The organism is Oceanobacillus sp. CAU 1775 (assembly GCF_054482815.1).
Genome location: NZ_JBTLRO010000003.1, coordinates 322472 through 344889 on the forward strand (window position 1 = coordinate 322472; position 22418 = coordinate 344889).

Sequence of the window (22418 nt, forward strand, 5' to 3'; positions counted from 1 at the left end):
GGGGGGTATAGTATAGATAGATAATAAAAGGATGTGAAGCTAATGGATAATTTTTTACATGAGCATGCCGTAACTCCAAGAACAGATGTGGAAAAGACAGCTGTTACAAATAGATTAAAAAGAATTGAAGGACAAGTACGAGGGATCCAAAAAATGGTGGAAGAAGATCGCTATTGTGTAGACATACTCGTTCAAATTAGTGCAATAAATGCCGCGTTAAAAAAGGTCGGATTTGAAGTAGCTGAACGACATGTAAAGCATTGTGTTCATGATGCGGTGCAGACAGGTAATGGCGAACCAATGATTGATGAATTATTAGATGTTTTAAAGCAAATCTCTAAATAAAGGGGGTCCTTATAATGAGTAACAAAACACATACAACAATAGGTGTAACGGGTATGACTTGTGCTGCATGTTCAACCAGAGTTGAAAAGTCGTTGAATAAAATGGACGGCGTAGAAGCACAAGTTAACTTAACAACTGAAAAAGCTACAATTGATTATGATGAAAATGTTACTTCGATAGATGATATTACCAAACGCATTGAAAATATTGGTTATGGTGTTGTATTAGACCAAGCGAATCTTGATGTTTTTGGTATGACTTGTTCAGCATGTTCAAGTAGGATTGAAAAGGTTTTAAATAAACAAGAAGGTGTTAAAGTTGCAAGCGTAAATCTCGCTACTGAGAGTGCGTCTATTGAGTACAACCCAGGCATCATCGATATCGATGCAATGATTGAAAAAATTAAAAACATGGGTTACGATGCAAAGCCAAAAGTAGAAAGTGAAGAAAAAGAAACGTATAAAGAAAAAGAATTAAAAACAATGAAAACAAAGTTAATCGTTTCTTCTCTATTAACAGCACCTTTGCTAATAACGATGCTTGTTCATTTATTTAATATAGAAATTCCAGCTATCTTTATGAATCCATGGTTCCAGTTCGCGCTGGCAGCTCCGGTACAATTTATTATAGGTTGGCAATTCTACACGGGAGCATATAGAAGCTTGCGGAATGGTGGAGCAAATATGGATGTCCTTGTAGCACTAGGGACGAGCGCTGCATTTTTCTATAGTTTATACGAAGGATTTATGACTATTGGAAATCCAGCATATGAACCTCATTTGTATTATGAGACGAGTGCTGTTATTATTACGTTAATTTTATTCGGAAAATATTTAGAAACAAGAGCGAAAAGCCAGACATCAAGCGCACTGTCATCCTTACTTAATCTTCAAGCAAAAGAAGCAAGAGTGCTAATAGATGGGGTCGAGACAATGATTCCTGTGGAAGATGTAACTGTTGGTGACCGCTTAGTAGTAAAACCTGGTGAGAAAATACCTGTAGACGGTATTGTAGTTAAAGGAAGAACTGCAGTTGATGAGTCTATGCTCACAGGGGAATCAATTCCAATTGAAAAAGATATTAACGCGACTGTAATCGGATCAACAATAAATAAAAATGGTTCGATTGAAATGGAAGCAACAAAGGTTGGCAAGGAAACAGCGCTTGCTTCGATTGTAAAAATTGTCGAAGAAGCACAAGGATCAAAAGCTCCAATTCAGCGTTTAGCTGACGTCATTTCGAGTTACTTTGTTCCGATTGTCGTAGTGATTGCAGCTCTAACATTTGCTATCTGGATTCTTTTTGTCCAGCCAGGTCAAATGGAATATGCTCTTCTTGCATCAGTTGCAGTCCTTGTAATTGCTTGTCCATGTGCATTGGGACTTGCTACACCAACATCTATTATGGTTGGAACGGGTAGAGCAGCTGAAAGTGGAATTCTTTTTAAAGGTGGCGAGCATTTAGAACGCACCCATGAATTAAACACAATTGTTTTAGATAAAACAGGAACGATTACAAAAGGAAAACCTGAAGTTACAGATTTCACAGGTGACAATGAAACGCTACAGCTTTTAGCAACTGCAGAGAAGGGTTCTGAACATCCGCTGGCAGAAGCAATTGTCGCATATGCTACAGAATTAGATATTGAGCTTTTAGAGGTAAATGATTTCACAGCTATACCTGGTCATGGTATCCAAGCAGAAATTTCAGGTAAAAATATTCTTGTAGGAAATAGAAAGCTCATGCGTGATCACGGGATTTCCGTTGGAGACCATGAAGATACAATGATTCAATATGAAACAGATGGAAAAACAGCCATGCTCATAGCAGTAGATGGACAATTTAGTGGTATTGTCGCTGTAGCTGATACGATTAAAGAAACAGCTGCCGAGGCAATTAAACAGCTGAAAGATCAAGGCTTACAAGTTGTCATGTTAACGGGCGATAATGAACGAACTGCACAAGCAATCGCAAAACAAGCAGGCATCACTGAAATAATTGCAGAAGTTTTACCAGAAGAAAAAGCAGACAAAATTAAAGAATTACAAGCTCAAGGCAAAAAAGTCGGAATGGTCGGAGATGGTGTGAATGACGCACCTGCTCTAGCAATTGCTGACATTGGGATTGCAATTGGTACGGGTACAGAAGTTGCGATTGAAGCAGCGGATGTTACGATACTAGGAGGGGAATTATTACTTATCCCCCGAGCAATTAAAATTAGTCACGCAACCATTAGGAATATTCGTCAAAATTTATTCTGGGCTTTTGGTTACAATACAGCAGGAATCCCAATTGCCGCAGTTGGCTTACTCGCGCCATGGGTGGCAGGAGCTGCAATGGCATTAAGTTCTGTAAGTGTAGTTACCAACGCACTTCGCTTGAAGCGCGTGAAAATATAAACTAAAATGTAGAAAAAGAGAGGTGATTTTTATGCAAACAACTAATCTAGAAGTACAAGGAATGACTTGTGGACATTGCAAGATGTCAGTAGAGGGCGCACTAAAAGGAATTGAAGGTGTATCAACTGCCGAAGTGAATCTTGAAACTGGAAAAGTCGAAGTAACATACGATGAGGCAAAAGTTTCTTTAAATGATATGAAAGAAACAGTTGAAGATCAAGGTTATGATGTAGTTTAGATAGATTAATTTTAAAGCTAGCTTCCATTATTGTTGGAGCTGGCTTTTTTTGATGGTGTTTTGTGTGGTATTTTGCGGAATGCTGAAGTTGTCACAGAATATGCCGAAGTGGACACAACTTTCCCCGAAGTGTTCACAAAATATCCCGAATTGGACACATAAAAGCCTGAAGTTCACAATTGCTTTCAGTTAAGATGTTGTTTAGATAGCTAAATGTTAAAGCTAGCTTCCATTATTGTTGGAGCTGGCTTTTTTTGATGGGTTTTTGTGTGGTATTTTGCGGAATGCTGAAGTTGTCACAGAATATGCCGAAGTGGACACAACTTTTCCCGAAGTCTTCACAAAATATCCCGAAATGGACACAGAAAAACCCGAAGTTCACAATTACCCTCACGAGAATTGACAGCTAATCGTCACGTTGTTAATATATGAGTATATACTAATATATACATATAAGAAAAATAACTTATAAAAGGAGTTTGTATTCAAATGAATGATACGAACCAAAATCCTATCACCAATAATACTGATTTAGATGAAGAAACGTTATTCATTGTTTCACAGACTTTTAAAGCTCTCGGAGATCCAACGAGAATTAGAATTTTACACTTATTATTTAAAGAAGAGCATTCTGTAAACTGTATTGCAGAGCGATTGAATTTAAAACAATCCACCGTCTCTCACCAATTACGCTTTCTAAAAAATCTTCGCTTGGTAAAATATCGACGCGATGGCACAACTTTATATTATTCACATGATGACGAACATGTATTAAATATCTTAGAGCAGACAATCGAGCATGCTTCACATTACTAATATATACATCTAGGGGGTATCTGAATGGGCCACGATCACTCACATGACCATACACATGGCGCAAATAAAAAAGCATTATTTATTAGTTTTATTGTTATAACTGTTTTTATGATTGTCGAAGCTATGGGTGGTGTTCTCACAAATAGTCTGGCGTTATTATCGGATGCTGGGCATATGTTAAGTGATGCTATTTCCCTTGGAGTTGCATTGCTTGCCTTTACATTAGGAGAGAGAGCCGCCAACTATAGTAAAACATATGGATATAAACGCTTTGAAATTCTTGCTGCTGTTTTTAATGGTGTTACACTCGTGTTGATATCAGGATTTATTTTCTATGAGGCTTTTAAACGTTTTCAAGATCCACCAGAGGTTGCTTCATATGGCATGCTAATCATTGCTGTTATTGGATTGTTAGTCAATATTTTTGTAGCATGGCTCTTGATGAGTAAAGGTGACACAGAAGGAAATTTGAATATGCGCGCGGCTTTTCTACATGTTCTCGGGGATTTACTCGGTTCAGTAGGGGCAGTAACTGCAGCATTACTCATTATATTCTTTGGCTGGGCGTGGGCTGATCCGTTAGCAAGTATAATTGTAGCTGTACTTATTTTGATTAGCGGCTGGCGAGTGACAAAAGAATCTGTGCACGTATTGATGGAGGGTACTCCAAAGGACATTGATATCGAAGAAATTGTGGAATTGATAGAAGCAAATCAAAAGGTAATTAGCATCCACGACTTACATGTTTGGAGTATAACTAGTGGGCAAAATGCACTCTCTTGTCATGTAGTCGTGGAGGAAGAAATTTCTATTTTGGAAAGCCAAAAGATTTTAAGGAAAATTGAGCAAGACATGAAACAAAAAAATATCGGCCATGTGACGATTCAATTTGAAACAAGTGATCATCCGCATGAAGATACGTTATTGTGTAGAGAGAAAATTAAGAAACACCCTCATGAATAAAAATTGGGGGTGTTTCTTATTTTTTTAATACAATTTAAGATGATTCCCGAATAACTAATTCTGGTTCAATAACTACCTTTTCCTTTTTACGATTAGGCTCTGTAATCCGTTTGTGAAGCAAAAGTGCCGCTTCTTGACCAGATTTTTGTGCGAACGATGATATTGTGGTTAGTGGTGGATAGGAAATTTCCGTTTCAGGAATATTATCGAATCCAATAACATCAATATCAACTCCAGGTTTTAATCCCATTTTTCGCAGACCAAAAATTGCTCCAAAAGCAGTTAAATCATTAAAACAGAAAATTGCCTGTGGTGGATCTGGCTGATTCATAATCTCCTCGATTGCAATTAGCCCACCATCCCTTGTTGGAGAACTTTCTAAGACAAGTGAATGGTCAACTGTCAATCCGGCATTTTCATGTGCGCCTGCATAACCATCCATTCTATCAAGCCATGGTAATGAATCGGAAATACCACCTATAAATGCAATTCTTTTATGCCCTTTTTTTTCAATTAAGTAATTTACAGCCATATAAGCTCCCGTATAATAATCAAGACCAACATAATCACGGTCAAGGTTCGCGAGTTCTCTAATACTAAGAACAACAGGTAGATCAAGTTTTTCGATTCGTTCAACCGTTTCAGTTGAACTAGTTGAAACCGGACATAATAAAATACCGCCAACTCTATTTTCTAACATTGTAGAAATTAGTCTATCCTGGTTTTTTAACGAGTCAAAAGTAGTTCCTAGTAAAACAGTATAACCATATTTTTCTAGTTCCTGATGGACCCCAAGTAAAAATTGAGCATAAAAGGTATTACCTACATCAGTGATAATAATTCCGATTGTCGATGAACTTTGAGAACGTAGATTTGCTGCAACACGATCGTAGACATAACCTAGTTCTTTCATAGATTTCAACACTTTTTCTTTGGTTTTATCTGCAACTTTCGGGCTATTTCTTACAATAAGTGATGCAGTAGCACGCGACACACCAGCATGATTAGCTACATCTTGTAATGTAACTCTACGTTGTGGTGGTTTTTTCATAATATGATAGCCTCCTTTTCTACAAATAATGATCGTTCGTTATTAAAATTGTATAATATGTATAGTATAGGCGAAAAATATTGAGGTTGCTATAAAAAGTAATGCAAATGGAATATTCCATAGACCTACCCGGTAAGGATTTACTTTAATTTCACTAGCTAAGATAGAGACAGATAGATTAAAAGGGCTATATAATACACTACTCAAACTACATGTAATGAGAACAATTGAAACAGAGATACTGGAAATGTCTAATAAAACTGGCTGTAAAATTTCAGCTAAGAGAATGATTGATACTAATGGATGAAACCCGACAAATGAAATCAGAAAGAAATATAATCCTATAAAACAAAATAATAATAAAGTCTGTTCTGATATTTGAATAAAAAAGTTTTGTAAAAGTTGTAGCAATTTTGTCTCAGCTAACATATTTACAAAAAAGCCAGCACTTATAAACATACAAAAGTGATTAGCTAATCCTTTAGATTTAAACTTCCAATGGTTCATACTATGAATAAGATAACGCTTCATTTTACCGAGGCGAAGGGACCAAATAAGTGAAATTGGAAAAAGTAATAATACTAACGAAATCAAATAACTTATGTCGAATATGTAACCAAGAAAAGTAACCGCTGAGACCAGCACTAAGAGTAGAATAAATAATTCTTTTATTTTCGATAGAATAGTGTCTAATGTTACTGAAACACTAGTTTGAACAAGTGGTATATGGCTAAGTTTATTACTATGAATTTTTGAATCTAAATATAAGAAGATCATTGCAAATAAGACTAGAAAAGGAAAAACAACAAAATAACTTTTGCCCGTAATATCTAGGGATTGTATAACCATAATTTCCATAGGACTCCATACTAAACATAATGCATACCCTCTTAATAATACTTTTGCATAAAATCTATTACCAAAGTTCGTAGGAAACGAGGCTAAAGAACTTTTTAAGGATTGTAATAATAAAGGTATGGTTGCAATATTCAAGAATAGACCAAGGATATGACTCGTGTAAATACTGCGCTTATACAAATCACCCACATGATTAACTCTGAATTGAAGCAAGGATGCCAAATGCTTGTCATAGCGACCAACAAGAATCAGGGAATTTAGAAATGGAAGAAATAGAAATAGTGCAAGTATGCCAAGCATGCTATCGAATTGTAAAAAGTAATCATACCAAGAAAGGTCATTATTTATAAAAAGGATAAATCCAATTATATAAAATGCAATCCCAGAATAGAGATATAATCCTCTTGCATAATAAATTGATATGACAACAGCGAGGTTTGCAAAAATTCCTACTGCATATAAAACTATCTGATGTGGTAAGAAAATGGATAATAAAAATAGTATGATCACAAATAAATATAAGTAGCTTCGGAACATATAGAATATCTCCTTTTGATTAGATCGATCCAAAATTTAAGCCGATAAATGTATTACTTGATTTAAATACAATAGTACCATCTTTCCTTGTTAATACTATATTTTTTGAAATAAATAATAAATTATTTACACAATTCATAAAATTATTGTTGACAACGCTTTCATTCTAATTTATAATTCTGGATATATCAACTACTGCTTAAAAGTAGATCGATCTAATTAAACGAATAATAAATTCTTACATAATTATCAGTACTAATAATAACAATATAATACTAGAATATTAATGAGATTGAATAGTTAGATCCAAAAATTAGATCGATATAATTTCTGACAATTAAGATTACCAGTAAGGATAATTTTGATCTTTAAAATGCTAGCGCAACTCTATCACTACCGTAATTGTAAGTAACAAGATTGTTCTATATTATCAAATGAGATGATTTAATTAGAAGTTTTCATTTATGGTTAACTTGTTAGGGGGTATCAAGGAACTTCTTAAATTAGAAAGAAAAGCTATTATTAATGTTTATAAGGTTAGGAGTGTTAAAAGTGAAGCCAGTAATCAAAGTGATGGATGGATTAAATTTCATTATAAAAATTCTGTTAGGTACATTTATTTCTGTTGCGCTCGTCGTTATGACATGGCAAATTGTTGCACGTTATTTCTTTAGTGCACCACTTCCATGGTCAGATGAATTGGTAAGGTATTTGCTAGTATGGATTACATTTTTAGGAGCAGGTTTAGCAGTAAGGTACTCTAAGTTAATTCGATTAGATTTTGTATTTAACTTAATAAAACTCCCTCATCTCGTTGAGAGAGGACTTCGTGGATTAGCAACATTATTAACAATAGCATTTTGTGTCATTATATTAATTTACAGTTGGGAATTACTTACTATTGTTCATCCACAGAAATCTTCAAGTATGAAAATACCAATGTCGATTCCATATGCAGCAATACCTATAGGGAGTCTCATTATGTTATTAAATGTTTTCGTCGTCTGGATAGAAGGAGAGAAAACAGGTACTGGGGAGGAAGTCATTTAATGGGTCCATTTTTATTGTTTATTTCATTTATGATTTTCTTATTACTTAGTGTTCCAGTAGCTGTATCAGTAGGTCTTTCATCTACAATCATGGTTTTCTTGGAAGGCACATCTCCTACAGTCATCATACAAAGACTCTTTACATCAATTGATTCATTCACATTATTAGCTGTACTGTTTTTTATACTAGCTGGTAAATTAATGGAGGTAGGTGGTATATCCAAAAGGCTTGTTGATTTCGCATATTCTTTAGTTGCATCAATGACTGGAGGATTGGGAATGGCGGCTGTAGTAGCATGTATGTTTTTTGCTTCTTTATCGGGCTCAGGTGTTGCTACAGTAGCTGCAATTGGTGCAATTATGATTCCTGCAATGGTCGCAAAGGGGTATGATAAAGGTTTTTCCTCTTCTACCGTCGCAGCTGCAGGAGAGTTAGGGGTTATCATTCCACCTAGTATTCCGCTAATTTTGTATGGTGTAGCCGCAGGAGTATCGATTAAAGATATGTTTTTTGCGGGAATTGTGCCAGGGATAATGATTGGAATTTCTTTCATGATTATTGTGTTTGTTGTATCCAAAATAAAAGGATATTCAGGTGAAGGAAAGATAGAGTTTAGAGAAATATTTGTATCATTTAAAGATGCAATTTTAGCATTGTTAATGCCGATTATTATATTAGGTGGAATATATTTAGGGATCTTTACGCCAACTGAATCAGCAGTTGTTGCTTGTGTATATGCATTAATTATTAGTTTATTTGTTTATAAAGAAATGAAGTGGAAAGATCTACCAAAAGTATTCTATGATGCAGCATTAACAAGTTCGATCATATTAATTATCATTGCAAATGCTGGATTATTCAGTTGGATTTTAACAAGTGATATGGTACCTCAAGCTGCAGCTACTTGGTTTGGAGAAGTATCAAGTAATCCAATAATCTTCTTACTTATTATTAATGTTTTGCTGTTTATTGTCGGAATGTTCTTTGATTCCGGTGCAGCGATTTTAATAATTGCACCAATATTAGTGCCAGTAGCAATATCATATGGAATTGACCCAGTTCACTTTGGAATTATAATGATTGTTAACTTAGCGATGGGAATGATCACTCCACCATTTGGAGTAAATCTATTTATGGTGAGTCAGGTGGCAAATATATCAATTGAAAGATTGATGAAATACACGTCAATATTTGTGGCAGTAATGATTATAAATATTCTTATCTTAAGTTATGTTCCACAATTATCTTTATGGTTACCTGAATTAATAAAGTAGAAATTCTGTTACCTGTTGAATTTGATTAGTAGAGTTATTCTCTATTAATCTTTCAAAATATATTCAAATAAAAGAAGGGGTGTAAAAGAATGAAGAAAATTTTATTCGTTAGTTTGTTGGCATTGATTTTATTTCTAGCAGCATGTGGAGACGATGATGGGGATGCTACTGAAACAGCAGCTACACCAGATGCATCAGCTGAAGAAGGAACTGAAACTTCTGGAGATGCAACAATAATGAAAATTGGTTCAACGGACAAACCAGACGTTGCCATGGGTAAAGCAATGTATAAGTTTAAAGAATTAGTTGAGGAGAAAACGAATGGATCAATAGAGGTAGAAGTTTTCCCAGACAGCCAATTAGGTGGAGAACGAGATATCATTGAAGGTATTCAATTAGGAACAATGCAAGGTGGTCCTATTGGGTCTGCAGTTATGGCAAACTTCGCTCCATCCTTTAATTTATGGTCTCTACCATTTGTATTTCCTACGAGAGAAGACTCTCATAGAATACTAGATGGCCCATTAGGACAAGCGACTTTAGAAGATCTAGAGGATATTGGAATTATTGGATTCGGATTCTGGGAGAGTGGAATTAGAAACTTAACGAATGATGGTGGAGAAATTTCTAGTCCTGATGATCTAAATGGATTGAAAATAAGAACATTAGAAAATGAAATTCAATTAGACTTATGGACAGAATTAGGGGCTTCACCTACTGGAATGGCTTTTGCAGAATTGTTCTCTGCGCTACAACAAGGTGTAGTTGATGGGCAAGAGAATCCTTATAGTGTAATTTCTGCGGCAAACTTCAATGAAGTTCAAAGTTATGTAACTGAAACAGAGCATTTAATAGGGGTAAATCCATTCTTAGTTAATAAAGAATGGTACGAGGGCTTAACTTCAGAAGAACAAAGTGCTATTAAAGAGGCTGCTGAAGAAGCAAGAGATTTCCAAAGAGAAGAAAAGTCTAAAGAAGATGCTGAATTTAAAGCACAATTAGTTGAAGCTGGAATGACGGTAAAAGAATTATCACCTGAAGAAAGACAGGAATGGGTAGATAAAGCGAAGCCAGTAATTGATAAATATAGAGATGAAATCGGTGCAGATCTTGTCGACCAGTTGATGGAAGAAGCAAATCAATAACATAACTAATGATGAATTTGTAGTATAAACCTATATACAATTAATTAGATTTTGCTCTGGGATATACGGCTTAAAAGAGAGAAGTATATCCTTGGAGCAGGTTATTTCATGAATAATTATACTTCAATTTTTTAGTAAATGGGTTAAATATAGGAGGGAATAATATTGTCAACCAAGAGACCTACAGAGTTAACTTCAATTCAGAAAGAAGAATTAGATCAAGCATTTGAAAAAGCAAGAAAAGCTCAACAAATAATAGAGCAATATGATCAAGAAAAACTTGATCGTTTATGTCAGGCTGTTGCTTGGGCCGTTTCTAATAAAAGTACCTTTACTCGACTGACAGAAATGGGAATAGAAGAAAGCGGTCTAGGAGATATGAAAAGCCGTATGAATAAACGTTTTAAAATTCGTGGAATTCTCAGGGATGCACTAAGGCAAAAAAGTGTTGGGTTAATAGAAGAGATACCTGAAAAAGGGATTAAAAAATATGCGAAACCAGTTGGAATTATTGCTTCAATTGTACCAACTACAAATCCAGATTTAACTCCTGCAGGTTCAGCAATATATGGATTGAAAGCAAGAAATGCATTAATTTTCTCTCCACATCCTCGTTCCAAAAACACATCGTTTGAGACCGTAAAGTTAATGCGCGAAGCCTTAGAAAAGGAAGGTGCTCCAGCAGATCTCGTTCAATGTTTAGTGAACGTTAATATTCCAATGACAAGAGCGCTGATGGCAAGAGCTGACCTTGTGCTTGCAACAGGTGGTAAAGCGATGGTTGAAAGTGCATATAGTTCAGGCACACCTGCGTATGGTGTTGGAGCAGGAAATTCAACGATGGTTATTGATGAAACAGCTGATATTGAAGAAGCTGCACTAAATTCGATGTTAAGTAAAACTTCGGATTTTGGCTCTGGTTGTTCTGCAGATGGAAATCTTATTATATCTGACAAAATTTACTCTAATATGTTAAATGAATTAATAAAAGTTGGAGGATATCTAGCGAACGAAGAGGAAAAATCACAGTTGCGTAATATCATGTGGAATGAAGAAGGAACTCGTTTAGCTGATTCTGTAGCAATATCTCCACAGAAACTAGCTCTTAAAGCTGGTTTTGAAATTCCGGATGATCGTAAATTTATTATAGTAGAAGCCACTGATATTGGTAAGGAGCATCCGTTTTCTGGTGAGAAATTGACAACACTAATGGCAGTTTATAAATATGAAGGTGACTTTGAAAATGCATTAGATATGATGCGTGCTATTTATGAAGTTGGTGGAAAAGGACACTCTTGTGGAATCTATTCCTATAATGATGATAACATTCATCGTTTAGCGCTTGCGGCACCAGTAAGTAGAATAATGGTTCGCCAACCACAATCAAAAGCAAATGCAGGAGCATTTGATAATGGAATGCCAATGACTTCAAGTCTGGGTTGTGGAACTTGGGGTGGAAATATAGTTTCTGAGAATGTAAATTTAAAACATTATATGAACGTAACTTGGGTTTCTGAAAAAATTCCAGAAGATAGACCATCTGATGAAGTTTTATTTGGTGAATTTTATGATCCAGTATTAGAACGATGATCAACTAAATGAATAACAAGTGTAATTATCTATTTTATTTATCATTATTTAGATCGATCTAAAGAGAACGGAGGATTTTATGTCAAATGAATTTTCATTAGCTCATCTGACTGTTTTAGACTCAACTCCACCTGAGATGACTTATCTTGCCGCTAAGGCAGGTTATGATTATGTTGGTTTTCGCGTCATAAATATGGGACTGCCAGGGGAACCAAATTATGATTTAGCGTCTAATAGACAAATGTTAAGAGAAACAAAGCAAGCATTAACTGAAACAGGTATTAAGGTACTCGATATCGAATTAGCAAAAATATTCGATGGCGTGGATCCTAAAAATTATGAACCTGCAATGGAAGTTGCAGCTGAATTAGGTGGAAGACATATTTTAAGTAGTATTTGGTCGGATGACAAAAGCTACGCTACTGAAAAATTCGCAGAGCTTTGTGATCTTGCGAAACATTATGATTTAACAGTTGAATTAGAATATGTGCCGATCGCATCTGTTATAAACCTAAAAGAATCGATTGAAATATTAGAAACTGTTAATAAAGAGAATGCTGGATTAATGATAGATACTCATCATTTTGATAGAGCCCAAGATAATATAACTGATCTCCAGCGTGTACCAAAAGAGTGGTTTCGTTATATGCATATTTGTGATGCAATTGGTCAAATTCCTAGTTCAAGAGAAGAAATGTTAAGAATTATAAGAGAAGAACGCTTATATCTAGGCGAAGGTGGTATAGATGTTGCAAGTATCATAAAAAACATACCGAAAATACCATATTCACTAGAATTGCCTAACATAAAACTTTCACGAGAGTTAGGAAATGAAGAGTTTGCTAGACAATGCTTACAGTTTGCAAAGAGTTATTTTGAACAACATGATTTGTAAAAAAATAAATATAGATAAGCGATAATAATTAGAAATATGTTAAGAGTTTTTAAAGTATGGATGGTGATAGGATGGTAAATGGATTATATATGGTTAGCCCTGGAAAAATCATTTGGGATACAGTACCACTTAAAGAAAGCCTAGAAGATCAAGAGGTAAAAATTAACGTTAAATTAGGTGGAATATGTGGTTCTGATACAGCAGTTTATAAAGGGAAATTAGCACATGCAAATTACCCCGTCGTTCCAGGACATGAAGTCTTGGGGGAAGTCACAGAGGTGGGGGAGAAAGCAAAAGTAAAAGTCGGAGATCGCGTAGTGGTTCAACCTAATACCTATTGTGGGAAATGTGAGTATTGTCTTGAAGGAAAAACGAATGTTTGTCCTGAAAAACAATCATTAGGTATTAATATTAACGGAGGTTTTTCCGAAACGCTGATTGTTGAAGATAAATATGTGATAAAAGTTCCCGAGGCGTTAGTTAATGAAAGGGCAATTTTAGTTGAACCTCTAGCCGTCATTGTCCATGCATTTAAAAAAATTCGTTTAATCAAAGACGCATCAATAGCCATAATTGGTTGTGGAACGGAGGGAATGCTTGCAATAGCATTAGCTACGTACTTGGGTGCAAAAGTAACAGCAATCGATATAAATAATAAAAAGTTAATAAAAGTTAAAAAACATTATCCAGATGTGCATGTTGCTTTGCCTAAAGATGTGAAAGAAGACTACTATGATATTGTAATGGAAGTTGCGGGAACCGCTGAATCATTTACACAATGTATTGACATAGTGAAACCTACTGGATGTGTTGTTTCCGTTGGCTTTCCACAACTTGCTGAAGTCTCTGTTGTAAAGATTGTTCGAAAAGAAATTACAATAAAGGGATCGATTATTTATCAAGCACCTCAGGATTTTGAAACGAGTATTAACTACTTATTAGATGATAATTTTCGAGTAGAATCAATAATTTCTAAAGTTGTTAATGTAAAAGACTATGAAGAAGCTTATCAAATGGCTGTCTCAGGAGATTATAGAAAAATAATATTAGACTTTGAATAATTATATCGACAAATTTCCAAATAGAAACTTAAATTAGAAAACCCAAGTATGTAAATTCAGTTGATTAACCTACGAATGATAATTAGGAGGTAATACATTGACGAAAAAGTTAGTTTCAAATTTACTGGTAGATTATCTGGAGGATAGAGGAGTAGAACATATTTTTGGATTATGCGGTCATACAAATATAGCATTTCTCTCCCAGTTAGAAAATAGTTCTATAAAGTTTGTTAATGTTAGACATGAGCAAATCGCTGCACATATGGCTGATGGCTATGCACGTGTAAAAAAGAAAACAGCAGTTTTATTAAGTCATCTTGGACCTGGTTTAACAAACGCAGCTACTGGTGTTGCCAATGCAGCACTCGATTCCATTCCTATGGTAGTCATTGCAGGTGATATTCCAAGTCACTTTTACGGAAAACACCCACACCAGGAAGTGAATTTACATGCTGATGCGGCACAGCATGAAATATATCGTCCATTTGTAAAACGTACATGGCGCGTTGATCGTCCAGATTTAATGCCAGAAATTATGGAGAAAGCATTTCAACTTGCAGAATCTGGTCGGCCTGGCCCTGTTTTAGTATCTGTGCCAATGGATATTTTTTCAAAAGAGATCGAATCTGATTCATTTGAGAAAGTGAAAGCTCATACACGTTCGCTAAGTAAACCTTCGATTGATGACGAACTAGCAAGAGAAATTATTGAGAAATTGGTTCAAGCTGAAAGACCAGTAATTTATGCTGGAGGTGGAGTTATTCTAGCTGATGCTGCGGAGGAATTAAGAGCGTTTAATGCACATTTTGATATTCCTGTTGCTCATTCTTTAATGGGTAAAGGTGTTGTCTCTGATGATAGTGATTTAACACTAGGTATGACAGGATTTTGGGGAACGAAATTCATTAATGAAAAATGTAGAACTGCAGATCTAATATTAGCATTAGGAACTCAATTTGCAGAAGCTGATAGTAGCTCATGGGAATCTGAATATACATTTGATATTCCAAACACAAAACTTATCCATATTGATATTGATGCAAGTGAAATTGGCCGAAACTACCCAGCAGAGATTGGAGTTGTTGCCGATTTAAAGCAAGCACTCAAAGTATTAAATCGCGTAGCAAAAGAGCTCTATTCAGAAGGTAAAACAAATGAGCAGATTAAGAAAGAAATTCTTGAAAACCGTCGAGCGTTTAAAGAAAGTAATATGGAAGTAAGAAATGATGATAGCTTCCCACTATTACCCCAACGTATTTTAGCGGATTTAGAGGCTGTCATTCCGAAAGACTATTACATTACCACAGATGTTGGTTGGAATAAAAATGGAGTTGGACAGCAGTTCCCGATATACGAAGCAGGAAGTATTTTAACACCTGGTGGATTTGCTACAATGGGCTTTGGTGCACCAGCAGCAATGGGAGCTAAAATAGCTGATCCAGATAAAGTTGTTATTTCTCTTGTTGGAGATGGTGGATTTGGACAAAATCCTGCACTTTTAGCAACAGCAGTTGAAGAAAATATACCAGTTATATGGATTATTATGAACAACTCTTCCTTTGGTACAATTGCCGGTTTGCAAAAAGCGCACTATGATACGACGTTCGGAACTGTTTTTGATAAGTCACCTGATTTTGCGGCAATTGCTAGAGCATATGGTGTTGAAGGTATCAAAATTGAAGCTGCATCTGAATTAAAACCTGCTATTGAAAAAGCGATTAAACTAAATAAACCAGTCGTAATTGACGTTCCTATGATTAATAATCCAGTTCCGACAGATGGACATTGGAACATCATGGATATATATTCACCTGATAAAAAGGTGCATCATGTAAGTGTTGAATAAGTATTTTTCATAGCTAAACACTTAAATTTTTAAAATTCTATGGTTCCTTAGAAGGGAGGATACTATTAATGAAAGAGATTCATTTACCCAAAGAGGTAACTATATGTGAAGTTGCTCCTCGCGATGGATTACAATCGATTGAAAAATGGATTCCAACAGATGATAAAGTAGGAATTGTACGTGGGATTGCAAAAACCGGTATAAAATCAATTGAAATCACTTCCTTTGTTCATCCGAAAGCAATTCCGCAATTGAAAGATGCAGAAGAAGTAGTGAAGGCTACGATCGATGAATTAGAAGGTATTAATCTACGTGCACTCGTACCTAACTTGCGTGGAGCAGAACGAGCATATGGAGTTGGAATCAAAAAGTTAAAAACCATGCTATCTGCAACTGATTCTCACAGCCTTTCAAATGCGAATGCAAAGGTTGTTGATGCACAAAATCAATTAACACCTATTTTTGAGTATGCAACAAAAAATAATATTGAAGTGATGGGATCTATTTCTGTTGCATTTGGCTGTTCATTTGAGGGTGTAGTACCAGTTGAACGATTAATAGATATTATTAAACGATATAAGGACGCTGGGGTAACTGAAATCTCGCTTGCTGATTCAACAGGAATGGCACAACCTAAACAAGTCTATAACACCTTAGCAATTGTAAAAGAGGAATTTCCTAATATAGAATTTTCCATGCATTTTCATAATACAAGAGGTATGGCTTTAGCCAATATCTTTTCTGCATTACAACAAGGTGTGACTATGTATGATAGTTCTATAGGTGGAATAGGTGGTTGTCCTTATTTGCCTAACGCAACTGGAAATGTGGCTACAGAAGATCTTGTTCACATGTTGGATGAGATGGGTGTAGAAACAGGGATTGATTTAGGTAGATTAATTGAAACTGCAAAAGACGTACGAAAGACTGCAGGGGTAAGCGGTGATAGCTATATGTTAACAGCTGGTCCATCTGCGAATCTTCACACGAAGCCAACTGGTCAGCAAAAAATGGGGTAGAAACAGTTAAGATAAAGCAATTGTGCCGTATAATCCAACCATAATAGAAGTTGTTGGATTATACGGTTTTTTATATAGATTTTATTCTAAATATCTAATCGAATAAACAAATCACAAATGAAACTTCCTAGCAATTTTCTTTTTGATTCGCACTGGTAAGCCATATTTCACGTAAAGCATAATTAATAATAAAGGGATTAGCTGAAGTACAGTAACGATAATCCAAGTCCATAGGTTTGTATCGCTTTGGTAATTTTGAATAAAGAAGTTTATCCACATGGCCAAAATGACTAATGCCATGAAGAGAGAACCAATAACATTGAAACCTCGAACAGATAAAGCTCTAACGACACTCCAATAACCAATAGCAATTACTGTCGTTCCAGTAACAATCGGGAATGCGAGTGGAATAAACCAATCTAAGCTTCCATCGAAAATATCCAAACCAAATAATAACAGGAGTGCATTTGCACCGATTCCAATGATGATTTTGTAATAATTTTGGACATAACCGAACGAAAAGTAAATGAGAACCAGTCCAGAGAGCACACTTAAATTACTATACCTTGACCATGTGAACGAATTATTTAATTCATAGTCCACATAGAACATGAGACTGACCGCGACAAATACCAATAAACTGAGGAAGATAAAAATTCGATTCAATACTCTCCTCATGTAAGCCGGATAAGGGTTCGTTGTTTTCGGGAATTTTCTTATGCGCAATGTTACTTCTTTTTCTTCATTTATTTTTGGAATATGGAAGCCACAAAGAGGGCAAGGGTGGTTGTCCCATTCCACTTTGACTCCACATTTTGGACAATAGGCCATCTTAATTCTCCCCATCATTTGTTTCTATCATAACTTCAACACCTAATTCTCGAATGCTTGTAAAAAATTCGCGCTCTAACATTCGATCTCGAGAGATACTACCAAAAGAAATACACATATTATCTTGATAACTAATGATAATTGCTTTTACCTTATTTCCAATACTTGGTGGTGGATAGCATTCAATTCTTTCTACATACTTTTCAAGTTCACTAGGCAGCTTAACGATTCCTAGATTAGAAAGTCCGCTTGTATATTGGCCTTCTCCAAAAAAGGAATAAATCGAAGGAGCTACGATATCCTTGATTGGAGATGGCATAAAACGTAAAACAATTGATTGCTCACTAATTACACTACGTTTTAAATATTGTTTCAGTTTTTTCGGTGTTAATAACCTGCTAAATTCAATACTAACTTCTTGAAGAATCTCTTCAAATGTATATTCCCCAAGCCTAGCATCTATAGATGGTGTAATACTTATAAAGAAATTTCGCATTGTTTCACTTTCGAAAAATGTCCGCATATTAACAGGTACATTGATCACGATTGGCCTTTTGCGTCTAGATGTTCTTTCCTGAATTCTGAGTAGGCTTTGAATATAAATAGCTGTAAGTAAAACCGTAATCGAAACCTGATATTCTTTAGCTTTTTCTTTTATTGCTTGGATGGAAATAATACCTGTGACAATATGATAATACCCCTTTTTATCCAAAGGTAGTGGGAGTTTAAATGATTTTCCGGAAATTATATTTGGAGCAGGAATACTTTTATCATAATATTTTCTAAAGGCATTTTCTGTTTCTAATTCTAATTGCTGCTCACTGACAACCTCTTTTTCAATTGGAACTCCCTCTTTTAAATGCAAGTATTGTTTCACAAGTTCATTTAAAAACTTTAATCCTCCTGTACCATCTGTAATACTGTGTGATAATTCCAGTGCGATGCGATTATTATAATAGTAGATACGATAAGGAAAAGACCCCTTTTTTTTAATGGATAAACTCATACACGGATAATACTTTTCTTTTTCAACTTTAGGAAAGTGTTTTGTTCCTTCGAAATAGTGCCAAAAGAATCCTTGTTTTAGTTGAACTCTTAAAAAGGGGAATCTATCTAAAGTTGATTCCAACGCATGCTGCAGGTGGACAGGATCAATTGGAGAGTTTAATGTTGCAGATAGTCGAAATAAAGTAGTTGCACGCGAAGAGATGAGAGAAGAATATAATTTTCCTGCGTTATCTAATTTATACCAAGCATCGTTCGTCCGCATTGATATCAGTCCTTTCCGCGTGATTGTTAAGTAATTGTATCATAATGAAACTGCTAAAGATAGGTAAGTAAAATGCCGTTTATAGAATACTTTTACCAAATTAAAAGAAGGTAAAACATAGATATTTGTCGAAGTATAATTAGGTAGTGATTGTAAAAGAAATCACTGGCTAAAATGAGGAGAAAATGATGAAAACAGTTGATAATGTTTCAAAAGAAAGTTTAAGAAGCAAAGGATTTAAGCTGATACTAAAAATCTTCCGAAGAAAAGCATTTTGGGATAAAACAGGCGATGATTTATTAAAGGCAATAGCAACAAGAAGATTATTAAGTTATGAGCCACCTAACAGATTGAAAAAACATATGAAAATAGAAAAGAAAAATATAGATGGTTTTCATTTTTATGAGTTACGTCCTTTTACTAAAACGAGTAATAAGTTTATTTATTATACTCATGGTGGTGCTTATGTTCATCGGATTAGTAAGTATCACTGGAATTTCTTAGGGAAGTTAATGCAGGAATTAAATTGTGTTATCATTATTCCGCTTTATCCCTTAGCTCCTGAGCATACATATAAAGATACCATTAAATTCACGTTGGAACTTTATGAGCTTCAATTACAAACAATAGATAAGTCATCGGAGATTATTTTAATGGGAGATTCAGCTGGTGGTGGCCTTGCACTCGTTTTAGCGCAAATAATAAAAGATACGGAGCTTCAACAACCGGAGAAAATTGTTATGATTTCTCCTTGGTTGGACGTATCTCTTACTAATCCAGCTATTGAAAAATTTGAGGAAGATGATTTGTTTCTTGTGAAAACTGGACTTGTAGAAGTAGGAAAAATGTACGCTGGAGATATTGATACGAAAGATCCGAAAGTTAGTCCGATTTATGGCGATTTGCATGGACTGGGAGACTTAACCTTAATGATGGGAACCCATGACTTGCTTGTGGCTGACGCTAGAAAGTTTATAGAAATCACAAAAGAACAGGGCATTGATGTTACCTATATTGAAGCACCAAAAATGTTACATGTTTATCCAATATTTAATTTCCCAGAATCAAAACAAGCTTTCGTAGAAGTAGTTAAGGAACTTAATAAAAAGAAAAAAATTTAAAAAGTACCGAGGGAGAAAATGCAATGAACTATGATGTTATTGTAATTGGGGCAGGTCTTGCAGGGTTGACAGCAACAGCAGAAATTGCTGATTCAGGTAAAAAGGTATTATTACTAGATCAAGAACCAGAAGCATCACTAGGCGGACAGGCATGGTGGTCATTTGGCGGATTATTTCTAATAGATTCACCAGAACAAAGGCGAATGAAAATTAAGGATTCCATAGATTTAGCAAGACAGGATTGGTTCGGATCTGCAGGGTTTGACCGAGAAAATGATGAAGACTACTGGGGTAAAAAATGGGCAGAGGCTTATCTTGAATTTGCTGCAACAGAGAAAAGACAATGGTTAAGAGAAATGGGCGTGCGTTTTTTCCCTGTCGTTGGTTGGGCAGAAAGAGGTGGACGACTAGCAAACGGACATGGAAATTCTGTCCCGCGCTTTCATATTGTTTGGGGCACAGGTCCAGGAATTGTCGCTCCATTTGAAAAGCGTGTAAGAGAGCATATAGAAAACGGGAATGTAGATTACCGTCCGCGTCATATGGTAGATCAATTACTCACTAGAGATGGAGCGGTTATTGGCGTTACAGGTTCAAAGCTAGCTCCAAGTAAAGCAAAGCGTGGTGAGGCGAGTAATCGAGAGGTGATTGATAAATTTGAATTCTTGGCTCCAAATGTTGTCGTTTCTAGCGGTGGAATTGGTGCTAACTTTGATTTGATTCGTAAAAATTGGCCAAGTCGTCTTGGTAATGCTCCAAAACGAATGATTTCAGGAGTCCCAGCTCATGTAGACGGTAGGATGCTTGAAATTACAGAACAAGCTGGAGGAAGAATCGTCAACCGAGACCGCATGTGGCATTATACAGAAGGAATAAAAAACTGGTCCCCTATCTGGAATCGCCATGGAATTCGTATTCTTCCAGGACCATCTTCTATGTGGTTTGATGCAACTGGGAAAAGATTTCAAGCGCCAAACTATCCGGGTTTTGATACCCTTTCAACATTAGAAGCTATTCAAAAGATAGGCTATGATTATTCTTGGTTTATTCTTTCCCATAAAATAATTGAAAAGGAATTTGCCCTTTCTGGTTCCGAACAAAATCCTGACTTGACTGGAAAAAGCATTCGTAAAGTGGTTGAAAGAGCTTTAAAATCCGTACCTGATCCTGTACAAGCTTTCCTGGATCATGGTGAAGATTTTATTATTGCTGATACAATCAATGATCTTGTTGAAAAAATGAATCATTTATCAGGTGACCATCTCTTAGATGCAGCAAATATTGAAGAACAAATTTTAGCAAGAGATCGTTCCTTAGATAATAAGTTTACGAAGGACTTACAAGTGACAGCACTAAGAGGTGCAAGAAACTATTTAGGAGATAAATTAGTTCGCGTAGCCAAACCTCATAAAATACTAGATCCGAAGAATGGTCCATTAATTGCGGTAAGGTTGAACATTTTAAGTCGTAAAACACTTGGTGGGTTACAAACAGATTTGGATGGAAGAGTGCTAAATGAAAGTGGAAATCCTGTACCAGGATTATATGCAGCAGGAGAAGTTTCTGGATTTGGCGGTGGAGGCGTTCATGGCTACCGAGCACTGGAAGGGACCTTTCTAGGAGGTTGTCTATTTACTGGACGGGTAGTTGGCCGTTCGATTGCTAATAACTAAAAGAACTTCTTTACTGCATGTTAATGGGTTTACCTCAGAGGTGCAAACAAGCTATTTGTAAATAATATCTTAGTGACATCCACAATAGAATTCACGGCGAAATTTTTATTGTTATATAAAAACTAGTCGGCGCTTGGTTCCAAATTCAAATAGAATATAACAACCATTTTCGCAGTAACAGAAATAAATATCTCCATCTTATAATTTTCCTGTGATTTAATATGTGAATTACTATGAAAAACAAAAGGGTTTAAATTTTATATTAAAATGTAAGTGAAAATATTGCAGGGATTGTGAAGCTTTACACTTAAGCTAACGGGGCAGGATAGTTGAATAAGAAAAACCAGAGTAAAGGAGAAAAATATATAATGACTGTTAATTTGGAACCAACAAAAGAACAAGTTAGGAATTGGATAGAAAGTTTTGTTCCCAAAAT

At 35.5% G+C, this 22418-nt stretch carries 19 protein-coding genes; 15 read left to right on the top strand and 4 right to left on the bottom strand.

Features of this window, described 5'->3' with window-relative positions; genetic code table 11:
* The first annotated feature begins 42 nt into the window (after nt 1-42).
* The 5 genes from ACXYMZ_RS07735 to ACXYMZ_RS07755 all read left to right on the top strand — a co-directional run bounded on the left by ACXYMZ_RS07735 (nt 43) and on the right by ACXYMZ_RS07755 (nt 4761).
* Nucleotides 43-345, top strand: coding sequence for a metal-sensing transcriptional repressor (locus ACXYMZ_RS07735; protein ID WP_458947808.1), 303 nt, complete (start codon nt 43-45; stop codon nt 343-345).
* A 14-nt stretch (nt 346-359) separates the two neighbouring features.
* The gene (locus ACXYMZ_RS07740) at nt 360-2744 is read left to right on the top strand and encodes a heavy metal translocating P-type ATPase (RefSeq protein ID WP_458947809.1); all 2385 of its coding nucleotides are present in this window, start codon (nt 360-362) and stop codon (nt 2742-2744) included.
* 31 nt (nt 2745-2775) lie between these two features.
* Nucleotides 2776-2982: a copper chaperone CopZ gene (gene copZ, locus ACXYMZ_RS07745; protein ID WP_458947810.1), complete on the top strand. Its 207-nt coding sequence runs from the start codon at nt 2776-2778 to the stop codon at nt 2980-2982.
* 489 nt (nt 2983-3471) lie between these two features.
* Nucleotides 3472-3798: an ArsR/SmtB family transcription factor gene (locus tag ACXYMZ_RS07750; RefSeq protein ID WP_458947811.1), complete on the top strand. Its 327-nt coding sequence runs from the start codon at nt 3472-3474 to the stop codon at nt 3796-3798.
* Nucleotides 3799-3822: 24 nt separating this feature from the next.
* Entirely contained in the window at nt 3823-4761 is a 939-nt protein-coding gene (locus ACXYMZ_RS07755; RefSeq protein ID WP_458947812.1) for a cation diffusion facilitator family transporter, read from the top strand.
* 34 nt (nt 4762-4795) lie between these two features.
* Here ACXYMZ_RS07755 and ACXYMZ_RS07760 read toward each other — a convergent pair whose 3' ends face one another.
* Both ACXYMZ_RS07760 and ACXYMZ_RS07765 read right to left on the bottom strand, forming a co-directional pair.
* Nucleotides 4796-5812 carry a LacI family DNA-binding transcriptional regulator gene (locus tag ACXYMZ_RS07760; protein WP_458947813.1) on the bottom strand — a complete coding sequence of 339 codons (1017 nt, stop codon included), beginning with the start codon at nt 5810-5812 and terminating at the stop codon, nt 4796-4798.
* Nucleotides 5813-5854: 42 nt separating this feature from the next.
* Entirely contained in the window at nt 5855-7207 is a 1353-nt protein-coding gene (locus ACXYMZ_RS07765) for a hypothetical protein (protein WP_458947814.1), read from the bottom strand.
* A 552-nt stretch (nt 7208-7759) separates the two neighbouring features.
* On the opposite strand from ACXYMZ_RS07765, the gene ACXYMZ_RS07770 reads away from it, so the two are divergent.
* The 8 genes from ACXYMZ_RS07770 (at nt 7760) to ACXYMZ_RS07805 (ending at nt 17087) form a co-directional block, all read left to right on the top strand.
* Nucleotides 7760-8257 carry a TRAP transporter small permease gene (locus tag ACXYMZ_RS07770; RefSeq protein WP_458947815.1) on the top strand — a complete coding sequence of 166 codons (498 nt, stop codon included), beginning with the start codon at nt 7760-7762 and terminating at the stop codon, nt 8255-8257.
* Nucleotides 8257-9531 carry a TRAP transporter large permease gene (locus tag ACXYMZ_RS07775; RefSeq protein WP_458947816.1) on the top strand — a complete coding sequence of 425 codons (1275 nt, stop codon included), beginning with the start codon at nt 8257-8259 and terminating at the stop codon, nt 9529-9531. The genes ACXYMZ_RS07770 and ACXYMZ_RS07775 overlap by 1 nt, the downstream gene beginning before the upstream one ends.
* Nucleotides 9532-9620: 89 nt before the next feature.
* Complete coding sequence (locus ACXYMZ_RS07780) at nt 9621-10676, top strand: TRAP transporter substrate-binding protein (protein WP_458947817.1); 1056 nt, start codon at nt 9621-9623, stop codon at nt 10674-10676.
* A 165-nt stretch (nt 10677-10841) separates the two neighbouring features.
* Nucleotides 10842-12266: an aldehyde dehydrogenase family protein gene (locus ACXYMZ_RS07785; protein ID WP_458947818.1), complete on the top strand. Its 1425-nt coding sequence runs from the start codon at nt 10842-10844 to the stop codon at nt 12264-12266.
* 79 nt (nt 12267-12345) lie between these two features.
* A complete protein-coding gene (locus ACXYMZ_RS07790; RefSeq protein WP_458947819.1) occupies nt 12346-13161 on the top strand; it encodes a sugar phosphate isomerase/epimerase family protein in 816 nt (271 codons plus the stop codon).
* A 71-nt stretch (nt 13162-13232) separates the two neighbouring features.
* Nucleotides 13233-14222, top strand: a complete 990-nt coding sequence (locus ACXYMZ_RS07795; protein ID WP_458947820.1) for a zinc-dependent alcohol dehydrogenase — start codon at nt 13233-13235, stop codon at nt 14220-14222.
* A gap of 97 nt (nt 14223-14319) precedes the next feature.
* Entirely contained in the window at nt 14320-16068 is a 1749-nt protein-coding gene (locus ACXYMZ_RS07800; protein WP_458947821.1) for a thiamine pyrophosphate-binding protein, read from the top strand.
* 68 nt (nt 16069-16136) lie between these two features.
* Nucleotides 16137-17087 carry a hydroxymethylglutaryl-CoA lyase gene (locus ACXYMZ_RS07805; protein WP_458947822.1) on the top strand — a complete coding sequence of 317 codons (951 nt, stop codon included), beginning with the start codon at nt 16137-16139 and terminating at the stop codon, nt 17085-17087.
* A 111-nt stretch (nt 17088-17198) separates the two neighbouring features.
* Here the strand turns inward: ACXYMZ_RS07805 and ACXYMZ_RS07810 are convergent, their stop codons facing one another.
* Together ACXYMZ_RS07810 and ACXYMZ_RS07815 are read right to left on the bottom strand one after the other, a co-directional pair.
* Nucleotides 17199-17936: a DUF6320 domain-containing protein gene (locus ACXYMZ_RS07810; protein ID WP_458947823.1), complete on the bottom strand. Its 738-nt coding sequence runs from the start codon at nt 17934-17936 to the stop codon at nt 17199-17201.
* Nucleotides 17920-19188: an alcohol acetyltransferase gene (locus ACXYMZ_RS07815; protein ID WP_458947824.1), complete on the bottom strand. Its 1269-nt coding sequence runs from the start codon at nt 19186-19188 to the stop codon at nt 17920-17922. The genes ACXYMZ_RS07810 and ACXYMZ_RS07815 overlap by 17 nt, the downstream gene beginning before the upstream one ends.
* A gap of 188 nt (nt 19189-19376) precedes the next feature.
* On the opposite strand from ACXYMZ_RS07815, the gene ACXYMZ_RS07820 reads away from it, so the two are divergent.
* Both ACXYMZ_RS07820 and ACXYMZ_RS07825 read left to right on the top strand, forming a co-directional pair.
* A complete protein-coding gene (locus ACXYMZ_RS07820; protein ID WP_458947825.1) occupies nt 19377-20309 on the top strand; it encodes an alpha/beta hydrolase fold domain-containing protein in 933 nt (310 codons plus the stop codon).
* Between the two features lie 23 nt (nt 20310-20332).
* Complete coding sequence (locus ACXYMZ_RS07825; RefSeq protein ID WP_458947826.1) at nt 20333-21982, top strand: FAD-binding dehydrogenase; 1650 nt, start codon at nt 20333-20335, stop codon at nt 21980-21982.
* Nucleotides 21983-22418 lie beyond the last annotated feature (436 nt).

What these genes read in the sequence shown, in the direction of transcription:
- ACXYMZ_RS07735 (WP_458947808.1), top strand. Translation starts at nt 43, where the DNA reads ATGGATAATTTTTTACATGAGCATGCCGTAACTCCAAGAACAGATGTG.
- ACXYMZ_RS07740 (WP_458947809.1), top strand. Translation starts at nt 360, where the DNA reads ATGAGTAACAAAACACATACAACAATAGGTGTAACGGGTATGACTTGT.
- copZ (WP_458947810.1), top strand. Translation starts at nt 2,776, where the DNA reads ATGCAAACAACTAATCTAGAAGTACAAGGAATGACTTGTGGACATTGC.
- ACXYMZ_RS07750 (WP_458947811.1), top strand. Translation starts at nt 3,472, where the DNA reads ATGAATGATACGAACCAAAATCCTATCACCAATAATACTGATTTAGAT.
- ACXYMZ_RS07755 (WP_458947812.1), top strand. Translation starts at nt 3,823, where the DNA reads ATGGGCCACGATCACTCACATGACCATACACATGGCGCAAATAAAAAA.
- ACXYMZ_RS07760 (WP_458947813.1), bottom strand. Translation starts at nt 5,812, where the DNA reads ATGAAAAAACCACCACAACGTAGAGTTACATTACAAGATGTAGCTAAT.
- ACXYMZ_RS07765 (WP_458947814.1), bottom strand. Translation starts at nt 7,207, where the DNA reads ATGTTCCGAAGCTACTTATATTTATTTGTGATCATACTATTTTTATTA.
- ACXYMZ_RS07775 (WP_458947816.1), top strand. Translation starts at nt 8,257, where the DNA reads ATGGGTCCATTTTTATTGTTTATTTCATTTATGATTTTCTTATTACTT.
- ACXYMZ_RS07780 (WP_458947817.1), top strand. Translation starts at nt 9,621, where the DNA reads ATGAAGAAAATTTTATTCGTTAGTTTGTTGGCATTGATTTTATTTCTA.
- ACXYMZ_RS07790 (WP_458947819.1), top strand. Translation starts at nt 12,346, where the DNA reads ATGTCAAATGAATTTTCATTAGCTCATCTGACTGTTTTAGACTCAACT.
- ACXYMZ_RS07795 (WP_458947820.1), top strand. Translation starts at nt 13,233, where the DNA reads ATGGTAAATGGATTATATATGGTTAGCCCTGGAAAAATCATTTGGGAT.
- ACXYMZ_RS07805 (WP_458947822.1), top strand. Translation starts at nt 16,137, where the DNA reads ATGAAAGAGATTCATTTACCCAAAGAGGTAACTATATGTGAAGTTGCT.
- ACXYMZ_RS07810 (WP_458947823.1), bottom strand. Translation starts at nt 17,936, where the DNA reads ATGATGGGGAGAATTAAGATGGCCTATTGTCCAAAATGTGGAGTCAAA.
- ACXYMZ_RS07815 (WP_458947824.1), bottom strand. Translation starts at nt 19,188, where the DNA reads ATGCGGACGAACGATGCTTGGTATAAATTAGATAACGCAGGAAAATTA.
- ACXYMZ_RS07820 (WP_458947825.1), top strand. Translation starts at nt 19,377, where the DNA reads ATGAAAACAGTTGATAATGTTTCAAAAGAAAGTTTAAGAAGCAAAGGA.
- ACXYMZ_RS07825 (WP_458947826.1), top strand. Translation starts at nt 20,333, where the DNA reads ATGAACTATGATGTTATTGTAATTGGGGCAGGTCTTGCAGGGTTGACA.